The sequence below is a fragment of the Sorangium sp. So ce367 genome (assembly GCF_051520455.1).
GTDB lineage: Bacteria > Myxococcota_A > Polyangia > Polyangiales > Polyangiaceae > Sorangium > Sorangium cellulosum_B.
This window is the reverse complement of record NZ_CP150334.1, coordinates 11,469,504-11,485,280: the sequence shown is the minus strand read 5'-3', so window position 1 is coordinate 11,485,280 and position 15,777 is coordinate 11,469,504. Positions and strand designations below refer to the sequence as shown.

At 70.7% G+C, this 15,777-nt stretch carries 14 protein-coding genes and 1 pseudogene; 6 read left to right on the top strand and 9 right to left on the bottom strand.

What is annotated here, in order from left to right; translation table 11 throughout:
* Positions 1-75 precede the first annotated feature (75 nt).
* On the bottom strand, positions 76-2,037 hold the full coding sequence (gene feoB, locus WME97_RS43585) for a ferrous iron transporter B (protein ID WP_437546774.1): 1,962 nt from the start codon (positions 2,035-2,037) through the stop codon (positions 76-78).
* Positions 2,034-2,363, bottom strand: a complete 330-nt coding sequence (locus tag WME97_RS43580; RefSeq protein WP_437546772.1) for a FeoA family protein — start codon at positions 2,361-2,363, stop codon at positions 2,034-2,036. Before WME97_RS43580 ends, feoB begins: the two co-directional genes overlap by 4 nt.
* Before the next feature lie 380 nt (positions 2,364-2,743).
* Here WME97_RS43580 and WME97_RS43575 point away from each other — a divergent pair, with 380 nt between their 5' ends.
* Both WME97_RS43575 and WME97_RS43570 read left to right on the top strand, forming a co-directional pair.
* A complete protein-coding gene (locus tag WME97_RS43575; RefSeq protein WP_437546770.1) occupies positions 2,744-2,962 on the top strand; it encodes a heavy-metal-associated domain-containing protein in 219 nt (72 codons plus the stop codon).
* A 517-nt stretch (positions 2,963-3,479) separates the two neighbouring features.
* Positions 3,480-4,739 (top strand): cellulase family glycosylhydrolase, encoded by a 1,260-nt coding sequence (locus WME97_RS43570; RefSeq protein ID WP_437546768.1) that lies wholly within the window; start codon positions 3,480-3,482, stop codon positions 4,737-4,739.
* Positions 4,740-4,789: 50 nt separating this feature from the next.
* Here WME97_RS43570 and WME97_RS43565 read toward each other — a convergent pair whose 3' ends face one another.
* From WME97_RS43565 to WME97_RS43550, 4 genes are all read right to left on the bottom strand, one after another.
* Positions 4,790-5,521 carry a nucleotidyl transferase AbiEii/AbiGii toxin family protein gene (locus tag WME97_RS43565; RefSeq protein WP_437546766.1) on the bottom strand — a complete coding sequence of 244 codons (732 nt, stop codon included), beginning with the start codon at positions 5,519-5,521 and terminating at the stop codon, positions 4,790-4,792.
* Entirely contained in the window at positions 5,518-6,651 is a 1,134-nt protein-coding gene (locus WME97_RS43560) for an RNA ligase family protein (RefSeq protein ID WP_437546764.1), read from the bottom strand. The genes WME97_RS43565 and WME97_RS43560 overlap by 4 nt, the downstream gene beginning before the upstream one ends.
* A 112-nt stretch (positions 6,652-6,763) precedes the next feature.
* Positions 6,764-8,677 (bottom strand): ATP-binding protein, encoded by a 1,914-nt coding sequence (locus WME97_RS43555; RefSeq protein WP_437546762.1) that lies wholly within the window; start codon positions 8,675-8,677, stop codon positions 6,764-6,766.
* 276 nt (positions 8,678-8,953) lie between these two features.
* Positions 8,954-10,114 carry a Kelch repeat-containing protein gene (locus WME97_RS43550; RefSeq protein WP_437546760.1) on the bottom strand — a complete coding sequence of 387 codons (1,161 nt, stop codon included), beginning with the start codon at positions 10,112-10,114 and terminating at the stop codon, positions 8,954-8,956.
* Positions 10,115-10,594: 480 nt separating this feature from the next.
* Between WME97_RS43550 and WME97_RS43545 the strand changes: the two genes are divergently transcribed.
* Positions 10,595-10,777: a hypothetical protein gene (locus WME97_RS43545; protein WP_437546758.1), complete on the top strand. Its 183-nt coding sequence runs from the start codon at positions 10,595-10,597 to the stop codon at positions 10,775-10,777.
* Between the two features lie 26 nt (positions 10,778-10,803).
* Positions 10,804-10,956: pseudogene (locus WME97_RS43540) on the top strand (hypothetical protein); the annotation flags it as partial.
* On the opposite strand, the gene WME97_RS43535 reads toward WME97_RS43540, so the two are convergent.
* A complete protein-coding gene (locus WME97_RS43535) occupies positions 10,921-11,058 on the bottom strand; it encodes a hypothetical protein (RefSeq protein WP_237244081.1) in 138 nt (45 codons plus the stop codon). The pseudogene WME97_RS43540 and the gene WME97_RS43535 sit on opposite strands and share 36 nt — an antisense overlap.
* Between WME97_RS43535 and WME97_RS43530 the strand changes: the two genes are divergently transcribed.
* On the top strand, positions 11,022-11,600 hold the full coding sequence (locus WME97_RS43530; RefSeq protein ID WP_437555612.1) for a transposase: 579 nt from the start codon (positions 11,022-11,024) through the stop codon (positions 11,598-11,600). The genes WME97_RS43535 and WME97_RS43530 overlap by 37 nt on opposite strands.
* On the top strand, positions 11,597-11,752 hold the full coding sequence (locus tag WME97_RS43525; RefSeq protein ID WP_436626287.1) for a hypothetical protein: 156 nt from the start codon (positions 11,597-11,599) through the stop codon (positions 11,750-11,752). Before WME97_RS43530 ends, WME97_RS43525 begins: the two co-directional genes overlap by 4 nt.
* Before the next feature lie 527 nt (positions 11,753-12,279).
* Here WME97_RS43525 and WME97_RS43520 read toward each other — a convergent pair.
* Both WME97_RS43520 and WME97_RS43515 read right to left on the bottom strand, forming a co-directional pair.
* Positions 12,280-15,363 (bottom strand): glycoside hydrolase family 3 protein, encoded by a 3,084-nt coding sequence (locus WME97_RS43520; RefSeq protein WP_437546756.1) that lies wholly within the window; start codon positions 15,361-15,363, stop codon positions 12,280-12,282.
* A gap of 118 nt (positions 15,364-15,481) precedes the next feature.
* The gene (locus tag WME97_RS43515) at positions 15,482-15,775 is read right to left on the bottom strand and encodes a hypothetical protein (RefSeq protein ID WP_437555695.1); all 294 of its coding nucleotides are present in this window, start codon (positions 15,773-15,775) and stop codon (positions 15,482-15,484) included.
* Positions 15,776-15,777 lie beyond the last annotated feature (2 nt).

Genomic DNA, 15,777 nt, shown 5'->3' with positions numbered 1-15,777 from the left:
TCCTCGGATGCCGATCTGTTCCTGCTCGCCAGGGCCAGGATCGCCGGCGCGCGCCGCTCCCTGCGCGGCGCCGCCTCACGGCATCCCGAGCAGCCCGCTCCCCTGGTAGACGACGAGCGCCGCGACGTACGCCGCCGCGTAGGTGTAGGCGAGGACGAACGCCGGCCAGCGCCACGACTTCGTCTCGCGCCGGATCGCCGCCACGGTGCTCATGCACTGGCAGGCCAGGACGAAGAACGCGAGCAGCGCGAGCCCGGTGCGCGACGAGTACGCGAGCGCCCCGTCCGGGCGCCTCGCCTCGCGGATCTGCTCGGCGAGCGGCGCGGGCTCGTCGTCGGCGTCCTCGACGCCGAAGATGACCCCCATCGTCCCGACCATGACCTCGCGCGCGCCGAACGAGCCGATGAGGCCGACGTTGATGCGCCAGTCGAACCCGAGCGGCGCGGTCACCGGCTCGAGCGCGCGCCCCACGCTGCCGGCGATGCTCGCCTCGAGCGACGTCGCCTCGAGCGATGTCGCCGCGCTCTCGGCCGCGGCGGCCGGCGGCGCCGCGGGCGCGGCGCCCGGCATGGGGACCTTCAAGAGCACCCACAGCACGGCCGAGACGGCCAGGATCACGGTCCCGACGTCGCGGGTGAACCGCCACGCCGCCTGGCCCGCCTTGCGGACCACGAGCCGCGGCTCGGGGCTGCGGTACGCCGGCATCTCGAGCACCATCGGGAGCGAGCGCCCGCGGGTCGCCGTGCGCCGCAGCACGAGCGAGGCGACGAGCCCGGAGAAGATGCCGGAGACGTAGAGCGCGACGAAGAGCAGCGCCTGCACCCAGGCGCCGTGGGCCGCGAAGAAGGTCGTCAGGAGGAGCGCGTAGGTCGGGATCCGCGCCGAGCAGGCCATGAGCGGCAGGACGAGGATCGCCGTGAGCCGCTCGCGCGGGTCGCGCAGGATGCGCGTGGCGTGCACGGCGGGCACCGCGCACGCGTGCCCCATCAGCAGCGGGAGGAACGCCCGGCCGCTGAGCCCCATCAGCTGGAGCAGGCGGTCGACGAGGAAGGCGCCGCGCGCGAGGTACCCGCTCGCCTCGAGCAGCTCCATGGCGATCGTGAGGATCACGATCTGCGGCATGAAGGCGAGCACCGTCCCCGCCCCGCCGAGCAGGCCGTCGACGACGAACGAGGCGGCGAGCCCCCCGCCGAGGGCGCGGGACACGAGGCTGCCGAGCTCGCCGATCGCCGCGTCGAGCACCTCGGTGACCGGGGTGGCCACGAGGAACACGGCGGCGAACAGCAGCGCCATGAGCCCGAGGAACAGCACCGGGCCGGCCGCCGGGTGGAGCAGCACGGCGTCGGCGCGCGCGGTGAACGTCCTCCGTCGCTCCGCGGCGGCGTCGCGGCGCGGCGGCTCGACGTACACGGCGCGCGCCACCTCATCCGGATCCCACGCCGCGGCGCCGGGGGGCTCCACGGCGCCCGACGCGATCGCGTCGAGCCGCGCGGCCGCCGCGTCGAGCACCACGCCCCGGGCGGCCGGGTCCCTCGCGCTCACGAGCAGCACGGGCAGGCCGATGGCGCGCTCGAGGGCGCCGACGTCGAGCCCACGCCCCTCGCCCTCGAGCACGTCGCGCTGCGTGGCGACGACGAGCGGGGCGAGCCCGCGCCGCACGAGCTCACGCGTGAGCCGCAGGCCGAGCCCGAGCTGCGTGGCGTCCACCACCTGGACGACGAGGCGCGGCCGCTCGCCCTCGCCGGTGCGGTCGAGGAAGCGGCGCGCGACGCCCTCGTCCGTCGCCGGATCGACGACGGCCTCGATCGAGTAAAGCCCGGGGAGATCCGCGATCGTCGCGACGGCCCCGCCCGCGATGCGGACGTCGGCCGTGAGGATGTCGACGGTGATCCCCGGGAAGTTGCCGACGTGCGCGCTGCCGCCTGTCAGCCGGTTGAACAGCGACGATTTGCCGGAGTTCGGTCGCCCGAGCAGCGCGATGAGCGGCCGCTCTGTCGATGTCGGGAGGCGCTCCGTGCCTGCATGGCAGGCGGTCATCCGACCCGCCTCTGCGAGGGCAGGGGCGCCACCAGGATCGAGCGCGCGAGCGTCGCGTTGATCGCGAGCTCCCCGCCCGACCCGGTGCGCACGTGGAGCGGCCCGCCGAACGCCGCGCGCCGGATCGACGTGAGCGTCTGGCCGGGGCCGATCCCCATCGCACCGAGCCACCCGGCGAGCTCGGCGTCGAGGCCGACCTCGACCACGATCACGCGCTCACCGGCGCGCACCTCGGAGAGCGGACCCGCAGGAGCTGCGGCGCCGGCGTGCGCCGGGGCATCCGTGCCGGCCACGCTGCCGGTCGAGTCCACGTCGGGGAAGGTCACGTCAAGTTGGGGAGGAACGCTGGAAACCATGGGTCCTGCCAGATTTTGAAAATCAATTTCAAATCTGTTGCCATTGTGAACGGGTTCGGCCGGGATGTCGAGCGTCTCTCGACCCGCTGCCGTGGCGGCTGGCCGCTCTGGCGTGGCGGGGACGCCTGTTCTCCTGTTCCTGCCCAGGTGGCCAACCCTTGCCGGTCCTGGAGATAACCGCGCTGTTCCTCGCTTCGGGGCCCGGCGCACCCTCGATCCGCTCTCGTGGGTGCGCGACGCGAGCGCCTCACGACCCTCCATAGCAGACCCGCCGCTGCTCGGGTGTAATGAACCCCGAGGGCTGCGTCTCCGAAGGTGAGCGGCCCGTGGGTCGCCGAAAGGAAGACGCCATGAAAGAGACCATGCTCCAGGTGGACGGGATGAGCTGCCCGTCCTGCGTCCGCCACATCGACAGCGCGCTCCGCGAGCTCGGCGGCGTGGCCAAGGTCGACGTGCGCCTGCGCGAGGGCGCCGTCGTGGTGCAGCACGATCCGGCGAGCGCGCCCGTTCCCGCCCTCGTCGAGGCCGTGCGCGGGGCCGGTTACGGCGTGCGCCCGCGCGCCGCCTGAACGCACGCAGCGCCCGCGGCGCGTGATCTCATGACCGCGCATCGCGCCATGAGATCTCCCACGCCGCGCTCGACGATGCGGTGAAAACTTTACCGATTGATTCAAGCGAAGGCCGGCTCACACATGTGGCCGTCTCCGCGAGCTCCGAAGCGCGCTCGTCCCCTCGGACATCCCGGCCCCGCGGCGCCCATCGAGGCGCTGGACAATGAACCGATTAAGTGGTTTGCTGTCCGCGCTTCCCGCGGGCCTCGGGCCATGTCGCAGGCGTCGTGAGCCCCGTCCGCGGTTTCTTGGTTTCTTCATTCTCGTGGACCCGCGGATGGAATAGGTCCTCTCCTCGCCGTGGGTTCCTCCCAGGCCTGTCCATGCAGGGCGTCACTGGCGCGCTGCCCGCGCCGCTGCGCGGCGTGCAGGACCTGTTCGACCTGCGGAACGAGAAGGGTTCACCGTGCGGTCACGCAGGGTCGAAGCCGGACGTCGCCAGGTGCAATCAGGGGAGAGGCAGAAGGAGATCACGATGCGCGTTCTTCACGGGTCGGTGGCTGGTTGGACCGGAGCAGCCCTCATGGCGCTGGGCCTCTCCGCGGGATGCGGAGACGACTCGGACGACCCGCAGGGCTCGGGGCAGGAGACGACCGGAGCGGGCGGCGGCGCATCGGGCGCGGGCGGGGGGGCCACCGGAGCCACGTCCGGCGCCGATGGCGCCACGTCGAGCAGCGGCGCCACGTCCGGCGCCGGCGGCGCCACGTCGAGCAGCGGCGCCACGTCCGGCGGCGGCGCCGCCTCGAGCAGCGGCGCCACGTCCGGCGCTGGCGGCGCCACCTCGGGCGCGGGCGCCGGCGGGGGTGACCAGGAGTCGACGGGGTTCTCGGTGCGCGGCCGCTTTCTCTACGACCGCTGCGGAGAGAAGGTGCTGCTCCGGGGCATCAACGAGATGGTCGTGTGGCTGTCGTCGGGGCCCGACGGCCTGCCGGAGTTCGCGGAGATCGCGAAGACCGGCGCCAACGCGGTGCGGATCGTCTGGCTCGCCACGGAGTCCTCGGCGGGCCTCGATCAGGCCATCACGAACGCGCTCGCGCAGAAGCTCATTCCGATCGTCGAGCTCCACGACGCGACGGGGAAATGGGATCTCCTGCCGAGCCTCGTCGACTACTGGACGAGAGCGGATGTCGTCGCCGTGATCAAGAAGCACGAGCAGAATTTGCTCGTCAACATCGGCAACGAGGTCGGGGACCAGGTGGACAACGCGGCGTGGGAGGCGGGCTACAAGCAGGCCATCACCCGGATGCGCGGCGCCGGCATCACGGTCCCGCTCGTGATCGACGCCTCCAAGTGGGGGCAGAACATCGACCAGCTCCAGGCCGTCGGCCCCGCGCTCGTCAAGCACGACCCGAACATCCTGCTCAGCGTCCACATGTGGTGGACGGACGGCAGCGGGGCCACGATCACGAAAGAGCTGCAGGAGTCCGTGGCGTTGAACCTGCCTTTGATGGTCGGCGAGTTCGCGCAGCACGCCGTGTACGAGTGCGGCAAGCACCCGTTCGATTACAAGACGCTCCTGGCCAGGAGCGTCGAGCTCGAGGTGGGGTGGCTCGCCTGGTCGTGGGGCGCCGTCAAGAACAGCGACTGTCAGAGCGACGGGCCGTTCGACATGACGACCAACGGGACCTTCGCGGGGCTCACCGGCTGGGGTCGCGAGGTCGCGGTGACCGACCCGAACAGCATCCAGAACACCTCGGTTCGCCCTCGCTCGATCGAGACCGGATCGTGCAGGTAATGGCGTGACGACGTCCCCGGACCCGGGCGCCCGCGTTCGGCGCGGCTTCGTCAGCTGGCGGGGTGCAGGAACGACCGCACCACCTCGCGCGCTTCGCGGATGGCGTCGGTGCGCGAGAAGGTGACCCACGGCGCCGTTGCCACGTACTTCTTCCACTTGTGACGGCTGCTGCGGCCGGACCCCCAATCCTCGGCCGTGAAGAACGCGTCGAGCGCGCTGAGGCTCATTTCGCGGCTGGCGAAGGCGCTCTCGACGCAACGCTTGGTGGCCACGGGATCGAGCGTGCAGTGCCGGGCCAGGAGCACCAGATCGATGAGCGTCTTCGGGTGCCAGCGACCACGCGGACCGAGCTCCACCAGCGAGTGAACCTTCCAGGCGAACATCACCTCGGGCGCGACGGCCGGCAGCGTGCAACCTTCCAGCTCGAAGGGGCGCGGAGCGACGCCGAGCACCTCGCCCCAACCGAAGTCGACCTGTAGCTTCCGCTCGCCGCGTGAAAGCTCGAGCCGCAGGCCAGGCCAGGGCGTTTCGAGCCAGATGCCCCACGCTTTGACGCAGAGGTCAGCGACGACGCCTTCAGCCGGCAGCTCGCTCGAACCCAGGAGCTGATTCACGACGCGCGTGGCGCGATCGAGGCTCCAGTCGCCCATCAGGACGAAGTCGAGATCCGCCGCGACTCGCCCGGGGACCCAGCTCGCCGTGAGCTGGCTGCCTCGCAGCACGGCGTCGGCGCCGAACTCGGTGCGCGGCATGAGCTCGAGCCACGAACGGATCAGGCTCAAGCCATCCACCCCGTGTCCACATCGAGCGCCGAATCATAGACGGTGTACTCACGCGTACGGTTGCGCAGCGGCAGACCGAGCCGCGCTGCGAGCGCCAGCACCTGATCGAAGCGCGCGTCGGCCGAAGCCTGCCCCAGGCCCCACGAGCGCAGCGTCACGAAGCGGAGCTCGACGCCGTCCGCGCGCGGCGCGCCGCGCGACAGGTAGGCCCCCAGCTCGGCGAACGCGCGCGACACCTCGGCCTCGCTATCGGGCGAAGGCAGCACGACCTTGGCGTGGTGCTCGAAATAGTTGGTGCGCGGCGCCCGCGCGGCCACATCGTCCGTGAGCGGCAGGTCGCGGTGCGGGCCGACGGCCTCCACCTTGGTGCGGATGACCTCGAAGCCAGCTTGCGCGAGATCGCGAGCCAGCTGATGTACGACCAGCAGGTTCCAGACCGCTTCATGCCCTGCATTCTCGGGAAGGAGCGCGCCGTCGATCTTGTCGCTGCGCACGTATTTCGCCATGCCGACCACGCGCCCGGCGCGCTCGACCCGCCAGACAGCGCCTTCCGGCGGCTCGATGGCGCCGTGGCCGCCTCTGCCCAGCCGTTCGAGCATGGCCGAGATGCCGAGCGCGCCACCTCGATGCAGGAGCGTCGGACGAGGAAATGCGCCTTGCAACCGAGCGTCGAGCTCGTCGAACGTCCATTGTCGGCCCTCATGAAAGGCGTCGAAGACCACGAATGGCTCGTGGCGGAGCTCGTAACGGGTCGAATGCGCAAGCGCGAGCCATTCGCCGACGAGCCACCCGCCGGGGTGGAGCAGCTCGCGAAACGAGGCCGCGCGCTGCTCGACCCAGGCCGCGAACATCTGGCGTCCGGGGTTCTCGGAGCGCGCGGCGAGCGTGCCTTCACGGCCCAGCGCCAGCACGGCGTCGCCGAGGCGCGCGACCGCGACGCAGGAGCCGTCGAGCTTCTCTTGCACGAGCACCTCTTCTCCGGGGCGCGGCGCGACCAGGCAGCGCTCGGCAAGCTCGCGCGGAGCGGTGCGGTCGGACGAGCCAGTGCGAGAGCCGGGCAGGTGCGGAATCTTGAAGTACGCCTTCCGACCGAGTGGGCGTTCAAGCTCGACCACGGCTCGGCTGCGCATGACTCGGCGTCGAAGCGCTTACTTTAACCAAATGGCGTCACGGTCAACAGCCTGCGAAGGATAGCCCGCTCGAGGCCATTCCGATATGTTAGCAATTTTCCTCCAGCGCGCTTCAGCGATCGGCGAGCGGCAAGGTAAACGAGAAGGTGCTCCCGTCGCCGACCCGGCTCTCCACCCAGATTCGCCCACCGTGCGCCTGGACGATCCCTCGCGCGATCGCCAGACCGAGGCCCGTGCCGCGCTGCCTGTTGTTCGGGCGCGTCCAGTACGGGTCGAAGATGCGTGGGAGGTGTTCGGCCGCGATTCCGACACCGGAATCCCGGACGTGGATCCCCACCTCGCCGTCGAGCGCCTCGGCGCGCACGCAGATCGCCCCGCCGTCGGGCGTGAACTTGTGGGCATTCCCGAGCAGGTTGGAGAGGACCTGGACGACCCGGTCGCGATCGGCGAGCACCCGCGGCAGATCCGCCGGAACCTCCACGTGCACCGACAACGAGCGGCTGGTCGCGCCGAGGCGCGCCGCTTCCGTCGCATCCGCCATGAGGTCGGAGACCTCGTGAGGGGCGGGCAGGATCGACAATCGGCGAGCGTCGATGCTCGCCACGTCGAGCAGGTCGGCGATGAGGCGGTTGCTGTGGAGCGCTGCGCGCTCGATCGTCCGTACGCCGTCCCGCCACTTCTCCTCGTCGACGCGGGACCCGAGCTCCCGCTTCAGCAGGGCCGCCCGGAGCATGATCGTGCTGAGGGGGTTGCGGAGATCGTGGGCCACGATGCCGAGCATCTGCTCGCGCTGCCGGACCGCATCCTGTGCCTCGGCGCGGGCGCGCATCTCCGACTCGAAGAGGCAATTGCGCTCGACCGCCTGGGCGCACTGATCTGCCATCGTGGCGACCAGCTGGCGCATCGCCGGATCGAGGCGGCACGGCCCCTCGATGACGAATACCAGGCCGCCGAGATCCCGACCGTGGATCCGGAGCGGCAGCGCCACGAGGCGTGGCGAGGCCATCGCGGACAGGGTGGGGCTCGGGGCGAAGCGCGTGGCGCCCCCCTCGGCCTCGTCGGGGTCCGGCAGGATGACCAGCTCGCCGCGGCACAGGGCCAGGACGATCGGCTGCTCCGGATCGGACGGGATCGCCGAAAAGGGCGACGTCCCGTCGTCGCCGGTCGAGGCCACGAGGCGCAGCCCTCGTGGGTCGTCCGCTCGCAGGTAGGCCCGCGCGCCCTGGGCCCGCAGGATCGCGCCGATCGCGCGGATCGCGACGCAGGCGGACTCTCCGGCGGTGCTCGTGCGGGCGAGCGCGGCCGTGACGGCCTGCAGGTGAGCGAGCTGCTCGCGCGCCTCCTCTGCCTGGATCCGGCCTGCCTCCTCGGCCTCGCGGCGGCGACTTTCCCATGCCGCCTGCAGCTCGCGCTCGATGGTGTAGGCGATGTGCGCTACCAGCGCGAGCCGCTCGGGGCTGCCGGTCGCGACGGACGTGCTGACGTCGATCGCGCCGATGATCGTACCGTCGGGCGCGTGGATCGGCGCGCCGGTGCACGTGCAGTCGTCGAACGCGCTCGCGAAGTGCTCCGGCCCGACGATCGCGACCGGGCGATTGGCGGCAATGGCGGTGCCGGCGCCATTGGTCCCCATCGCCCGCTCCGACCAGTCGAATCCGGGCAGGAGGCCGAATGTCTGCATCATCGAAGGAGACGTGCCGACCGCGTAAAGGACGATGCCGTCCCCATCGACGACGTAGACGGCCGGCTCCGACGCCCGCAGGAGCGCGGCGGCCCAGTGCAGGTGAGGGATGGCGGCTCGGACCAGGTCGGCGCTCCGTTCCAGCCTCCTCGCGAGCTCCTCGTCGTTGATCCGCCGGAAGGGCGGACGAACGGGGTCGACCGCCGCCGCCCGACTGCGCTCCCAAGAGTCGAGTACGAGACGGCGCAGCGGGTCGGTGAGATCCAGCTCGCGGACGAAGTCGTTCCACTTGCGGAACCGTTCTTTCGCGACCGTGGCGCCCGGCGTTCCAGCATCCCCCACCATGGACACCAACCTCGTAACACGAGAGCTGCGCCAAGGCACGAGCCTGCTGACGTGGCGACTCGCCGTTCACGTCACCATGCTGCGGAGCGTGCTCGGCGTCGCGCGGCTGCTTGGCCGCATGGTTGTGTTCTCTCGCATGGCGACCGGGGCGCAGGCCCTCCACGTCAGGGAACGTGTTCAGCCCGGCAGTCCGGCCTGTGGAGTTCAGGAAATCGTGACCAGGGCGAGGTCGGAGAATTCGCCTGAGACCGGCGTATTCGAAGCTTTTGGGGAGACTCAGCCGCCGCAGGCGAGGGGGATCGTCAATCTCCACATGTCGTTGAGCAGCACTGGCGCGAACTCCGCGGTCGCTCCCCCGAAGATGTAGAGCTCGTAGGCCGTGGCGGTCCTCCGAGTGAAGTAGAACTGGCCGAACCTCGGCGCCGGCGCGGGGCCCGTCATCGCGGTGTCGACGCGGGTCCAGGTCCCGGTGTGGAGATCGAAGTACCAGACATCGGACAGGGTGGTACCGTCGAACTGGCTGCCCCCGAACAGCCAGATGCGGTCGTTGTGCTCATCGGCGATCAGCTTCGCGTTGTCGCGGTGGCCCGGTCCGGCGGCCTCGTCGAAGACGAGCTGATCCCAGGTCTCCGTGTCGACGTCGAACCACCAGAGGTCGCCGAGGTAGTTCTCCGGCGTGAACAGGCCGGTCCCGTTCACGGCGTCGTTCGTGTATCCCCCATAGACGAGGAGGGCGTTCCAGCCCTGGGAGTAGACGAGCGGATGGTGGGCTCGAGCGCGCGGGGCGGGTGAGCCGGTCGCGACCTGCTTCCAGCCGTTCTTGTAGCGGACCAGGTTGTGCTGGAGGCCGTCAGGGCGGTTGATGAAGGCTGGCAGCGTCGACGACGAGCCCGAGAAGGCGTACGCGACGGTCTTGTGTTTCCCCTTCTTTCGCACGGCGACCGCCTCCGTGGAGCGGTTGGCGCGCCCGATCTCGGCCGCGCTCTGCGCGATCTGCGTCCACCCGTGCACCGGATCGAACCGGAACGTGTCCTGGTGCGTGAGGTCGAGCCCGCGCCGGAAAGGACCTCTCCCGCCGGAGACGATCAGCGCGTCCTCCTCGGCGACGCACCACATCATCGACTCGGCCCTGGCGGACGGCCCGCCTGGGTACTGGCCGAGGTCGTACCAGGTCAGCGTGTCGACGTCGAAGGCGCTGAAATCGGCCACGGGCTCGTCATCCGGGTAGGTCCCGTTCAACCCACCGAAGATGTAGAACATGCCCTGGTGATAGGCGCTCGCGCCGTCCCAGATGGCGTCGGGGATGGCGCCGCCCTGCGGAATCTCGGTCCAGTAGGGCAAATTCGACTGAGCGGCGCTCGGGCGGATACCGGCGAGCAAGAGCACGAGTGAGAAAGAAGCGATGAGCACGATCCGAAGCAGAACCCTGCATCTCATCCGAGCGACCTCCTTGATCCAGGAAACGGCGGGCGCGCGCCCGGCGCATCGCGAGCGTACAGGAGAAGTATTTCGTCGATGCATGGATAAGTCGCTGATACAGCGTCACTTTTCCGGGAGGTAGGCGGATCGCGCAAGGTTCTCCATGTTCACCAGCGCGTGCAGCGTGGCTGTACGGTGGGACGGCGATGGCGCGACTCCCTTGGTCGCGCGCGATGCGGCGGCGCAGGGCGCCCCGTCGGGCCGCACCGGGACCGCCCTCGGCGGCGAAACAGGCGAAAGCTATGAAATAGCTGCTGTTTTCGGCGGCCACTCGCCATTGGCCGGTGTTTCTGGCGGGACGATCCCGCGGGGGCGAACCGTCGCGATCCGTCGGATACCCGGGGATTTCGGGAGGGCGTCACGACGGATCGCAGCCCCTCGGAAGGCGTGGGCCCAACCCGGGCCCAGCGGCCAAGCCCCGGGCTTGGGGAGCTCGCCGTGAGCGATCCGTCGCGTCGGGCTGCGGTGGTCGCCTCGCTCGCCAGCACCCTATGCCGCGCCGTCGCCCTCGGGGATGAGGTGGCGGCCCGGGTCGTTCACGAGGCGATCGGACGGCTGCTCGGGCTGCCGGTGGCGCCGCGCGCCGAGGCGCGTGCGGCGCGGTCAAGAGCGGCGCGGTGACCGTCGTGCAACGCACGTCCGGCGACATGCGGCTCAATCCGCATCTGCACGTGGTCTTCCTCGACGGGGCTTATCACGAAGACGGCACCGAGCTCGTGTGGAACGAACTCGGTCATCTTCCAACTCGCGCGGTCGGTCAGGTCCTAGAGCACGCCGTCGGGCGGATGCTCCATTACCTCCGGCGGCACGGGCATCTCGACATCGAGCACGACGTCGAGGAGGACGACGAGCCCGAGGCAGCGCTCTGTGCCTCCGCCGTCTCGGGACGAGAGCCGCGCCATACGTCGTCGCCCCGCAATGGCTCCGCGGGCTCTCGCCGTCTTCTCCGAGCGCGCTCGCGTACGACAAGCCGCTGTGCGCTGCGCTCGACGGCTTCACCTTGCACGCAGCGACGCGCGCCGGTGCGCACCATGCCGCGGCGAGGGAGGCGCTGCTGCGTTACGTGCTGCGACCCCCGATCGCAAAGGAGCGCGTCGAGCCGCAGCAGGACGGCCTGGTGCGGCTCTCGCTCAAGCGCGCCTTCGCTGACGGGACTGTCGCGGTGGACATGGATCCGCTCTCGCTCCTGTGCCGCCTCGCGGCCAGCGTCCCGCCGCCGCGCTTTCACACCGTCAAGTACGCGGGCGTGCTCGCCTCGGCAAGTCGCCCACGTTGGCGCGCAAGCGCATCGGACCGCGCCCTGCGAAGCCACAAGAGCCTAAGAAGGCGGACGATGACGCCGCTCCGAAACGCAAGCGTGGCGGCTATCGACCGTGGGCCGAGATCTTGCGCCGCACATTTGCGATCGATGTCCTCGAGTGCCCAGCTTGCAAGGGGCGGATGAAGCTCGTCGCCATGGTGACCGAGCCAAGGAACATCGCCCGCTTCCTCTCCGCGCTCGGCGAGCCGACCGACGTCCCAGCTCGCTCTCCCAGCGCCGACGCGGCGGCCGCCGTACTGGAAGAGCACCGTTCTGCGCCGCAAGGCGCCCGGTGACGCCGCATAGCGTCTCGCGACGCGCCTCCCGGGCCAGACCAAAGCCCGGACGGACACGTGTGCCCACGGCACGCCGATGCGCCCCGTAGCGCGCTCGGCGCCGCCCGGACCACGCTCTTTCGACCCAGGACCGAGCCATCACGACGCCCGCGGTCCCACCCTTTCGGTTTGCTGCGCTACACTGCTTCGCGCTGCGATCCGGCTTCTTTTACCTACGCGCTACGCGCGCATCGCCGGGTACACCACCCGAGCGGCGGCGGCGCGCGGCAGCGACGCCGGCCGCGGGAGGCGCCCGGCACGCGCGGCGGCGGCCCGGCCGGCGCTCCAGGGGTGAAGCGGGGCGCCCGAAAGGCGCCCGGGAGCGGTGCTCAGCCGCGTCCGGTACATGAGAAACAGAGCGGCGGTCACCCGCACAGGAGACGGGCCCAGATCGGTGTTTTCGGCGCGGAAGCGCACGAAAGGGAGCTGAGCACCGAAAACGTCGAGGTGGGCCCGTATCCGAAGCGGGGGCCCGCCGCTCTAGAGGATCAGAACGTGCAGGTGGGGGTGGGGCCGGCGGTGAAGGGCTCCCAGCGGACGTCCTCGATCGCCACGTCCATCGGCGACTCCGAGTAGAGGAGGAAGGGCGTGTTGACGTTGGTGATGTCGAGCCCGTTGTCCGTCAGGCACTTCAGCGGGACGGAGACCTCGTGCCACTCCCCGTCCGCGATGGAGGTCAGCGTATTGGCGATGTTGATGTCGCCGAGGCAGGGATACACGCAGTGGGCTGACAGCGTGACCAGCGGGCCCTCGGGCGGAGCATCGACGCGCGCCCGGAAGACGATCGAGGTCTCCGAGTTGTAGTAAGGCGACAGATCGACCCCGGGCGCGCCCGCCGAGACCTGCGCGTAGATCTGGCCCGTCGCGCTCCAGGTCACCTGCTTGGCGCTGCCCTGGATCTCGCCGTCGATCGTGCTCACGCTGACCTCGCCGCCGGGCAGGGTGGCCCCCATGCCCACGTCGATGCCGCCCCAGTTCGAGGGGCCGCCGATGCGCAGCACGTAGTCGCCCTTGTCCTCGCCATCCACGAAGATCTCGAGCGGCTCGCTCGTGGTGCCGGCCGCCCCCGGGTCCGGGGCATCGCAGCCGTGGCCCGTGGAGACCTCGGGCAGATCGTCGCCGAGCGCGTCGGCGTCGGTGGTCACGAGGCCATAGCCATACGCGAAGAGCGGCTCCTCGCCGTCTCCCCTGTTGATGGACGTCTGGCAGTCGGCCGAGGGCCACGAGAACGACAGCTTGCCCTGGAACTCGTGATCGCCGAAGAGCACGTCGGCGACGCCGCCGCCCTCGCTGCCCGGCAGCCAGGCCGCCACGAACGCGTCTGACCGGTTGAGCTCCTTGTTGGTGTGGAGCGGGCGGCCCGACACGAACACCGTGACGATGGGCACACTCGGCGCCTGGGCGCGGATGGTCTCGATGACGGCGAGGTCCTCGGGGTAGAGGTTCGCGTGCTCGAGCGTCTCGAACTTGCCTATATCGCCCTGGCCCTCGGCGTAGGGCGTCTCGCCGATGACCACGATCGCGGCGTCGAAGGTGTCGGCCGCGGCGGTGCCGTCGGGGCTCAGGGTCGCAGCGCCGCTCAGCCCGGCGGCCGTGATCGTCTCCTCGATGCCGGCGTAGATGGACTGCGCGTTCGGGAAATCGGCGTTGGTGTTGCCGGTGCCCTGCCAGGTCAGCGTCCAGCCGCCGGACTGGTTCTGGATGTTGTTTGCGGTCTTGCCGGCCACGAGGACGTTCATCGACTTGCTGAGCGGCAGGACATCGCCCTTGTTCTTGAGCAGGACGAGCGACTTGCGTACGGCCTCGCGCGCCACGGCCCGGTGCTCCGGCGCGGCGAGGAGCGCGGCGTCGCCGGCGACCGACCGGGTCGACGGGGCGCCCTTGCTCGCCCTGGGGCCGAGGAGGCCGGCCCGCATCTTCACGCGCAGGATCCGGGTCACCGCGTCGTCGATGCGGGCCATCGGGATCTCGCCGCTCTCCGCCTGGGCGATGGTGTTCTCGATGAACGCCATCCAGTCGTTGGGCACCATGATCATGTCCACCCCGGCGTTGATCGCCGCGGCGCACCGCGTGTTGTTACAACCCGGGAGCTGGCCGTGCCCGTTCCAGTCGCCGACGACGAAGCCGGTGAAGCCGAGCTGGCCCTTGAGGATGTCGGTGAGCAGGTACTGATTGCCGTGCATCTTGTCGCCGTTCCAGCTGCTGAACGACGCCATCACGGTCTGCGCGCCCGCCGCGAGCGCGGAGAGGTAGCCCTGGGCGTGGATGTCGCGCAGAGCCTCCTCGGAGCAGACGGTGTTGCCCTGGTCCTTGCCCTGCTCGGTCCCGCCGTCGCCCATGAAGTGCTTGGCGGTCGCGACCACGTGCGCGCCGTTGAACAGGTCCGCGCTGTCCGCCGGCCGGCCCTGCAGGCCCCGGATCATCCGGCCCGCGTAGCTCCTCACGATCTCCGGATCCTCGGAGTAGCCCTCGTAGGAGCGGCCCCACCGATCGTCCCGCACCACGGCGAGCGTGGGGGCGAAGGCCCAGTCGAGCCCGGTGACGGCGACCTCGGCGGCGGTGATGGCGCCGATCTCCTCGATGAGATCGGGATCGTTCATGGCGCCGAGCCCGATGTTCTGCGGGAACAGCGTCGCGCCGATCACGTTGTTGTGGCCGTGCACCGCGTCCACGCCCCAGATGACGGGGATGCCGAGGTGCTCGCCGGGCGCGCCGCTCGTGTCGATGGAGGCCGCGTAATAGGCGTCCGCGAGGTCGACCCAGTCGGCCACGGTCGCGTGCTTGGAGCGGCCCGGCCAGGAGCCGCCGCCGTTCAGCACCGAGCCGATGTGGTACTCCCGGACCTGGTCCGGCGTGATCGCCAGGATCTCGGGCTGGACCATCTGGCCGACCTTCTGCGCCACGCTCATCTGCGCGAGCAGCTCGGCGATGGCGTCCTCGATCTCCGGGTCGAGCGCGATCTCGCTCGTCACCGTCGGCCATTCGACCGACGCGCTCTCGCCGCCCGCGCCGCCGCCACCGGCGGTGCCGGTGGTGGAGCCTGCGCCGGAGCCGCCTTCGCCGCCGCCGCCGGCGGTGCCCGTGGAGCCGGCGCCGGAGCCGCCCGCGCCGCCGCTGCCGCCGGTGCCGGTGGTGGTGCCTGCGCCGGAGCCGCCCGCGCCGCCGCTACCGCCGGTGCCGGTGGTGGAGCCCGCGCCGGAGCCGCCCTCGCCGCCGCCGCCGGCGGTGCCGGTGGTGGAGCCCGCGCCGGAGCCGCCCTCGCCGCCGCCGCCGGCGGTGCCGGTGGTGGAGCCCGCGCCGGAGCCGCCCTCGCCGCCGCCGCCGGCGGTGCCGGTGGTGGAGCCCGCGCCGGAGCCGCCCTCGCCGCCGCCGCCGGCGGTGCCGGTGGTGGAGCCCGCGCCGGAGCCGCCCTCGCCGCCGCCACCGGCGGTGCCGGTGGTGGAGCCTGCGCCGGAGCCGCCCGACCCTGTCGCGTCAGCCGGGGGATCCGTGGAGTCGTCCCCGCAGGCGGGAACAGGGATGGTCAGGGCTGCGACCAGCAGCCATCTACCGTATTGGTTACAATGCTTCATACCAGCGCCGGAGCATGGTCCCGGCGCAGTGGGGCGTCAAATTTATAGTCCCGCAGTCTGCTTCTATCAGGACCTCTGTCGGCCATCGCTCACGCCACACCTACACGCAGACCACGATTCATCGCTTCTCGGCGGACCAGGCTTTCGGTATCCTCGATCCTCCTCCAGCCACCAAGGCAGCAAGGAAGAACGCCTGTCGCAACATTGGACGATCGCGGGCGCGCTGCTCGCCTTTGCGCTGCTCGACGCCGCCTGCGCCGACCCCGAGCAGGACGCTTCCTCCGGCGCGGCGAGCGGCGGTTCCACCTCGGTGAGCCTGCACGTGGTCTTCCTCGACGGGGCTTATCACGAAGACGGCACCGAGCTCGTGTGGAACGAACTCGGTCACCTGCGAACGGGCGAGGTCGGTCAAGT

Coding starts and splice junctions, on each gene's coding strand:
- feoB (WP_437546774.1), bottom strand. CDS start 2,037: ATGACCGCCTGCCATGCAGGCACGGAGCGCCTCCCGACATCGACAGAG.
- WME97_RS43575 (WP_437546770.1), top strand. CDS start 2,744: ATGAAAGAGACCATGCTCCAGGTGGACGGGATGAGCTGCCCGTCCTGC.
- WME97_RS43570 (WP_437546768.1), top strand. CDS start 3,480: ATGCGCGTTCTTCACGGGTCGGTGGCTGGTTGGACCGGAGCAGCCCTC.
- WME97_RS43560 (WP_437546764.1), bottom strand. CDS start 6,651: ATGCGCAGCCGAGCCGTGGTCGAGCTTGAACGCCCACTCGGTCGGAAG.
- WME97_RS43555 (WP_437546762.1), bottom strand. CDS start 8,677: ATGGTGGGGGATGCTGGAACGCCGGGCGCCACGGTCGCGAAAGAACGG.
- WME97_RS43550 (WP_437546760.1), bottom strand. CDS start 10,114: ATGAGATGCAGGGTTCTGCTTCGGATCGTGCTCATCGCTTCTTTCTCA.
- WME97_RS43535 (WP_237244081.1), bottom strand. CDS start 11,058: ATGGCGCGGCTCTCGTCCCGAGACGGCGGAGGCACAGAGCGCTGCCTC.
- WME97_RS43525 (WP_436626287.1), top strand. CDS start 11,597: ATGAAGCTCGTCGCCATGGTGACCGAGCCAAGGAACATCGCCCGCTTC.
- WME97_RS43520 (WP_437546756.1), bottom strand. CDS start 15,363: ATGAAGCATTGTAACCAATACGGTAGATGGCTGCTGGTCGCAGCCCTG.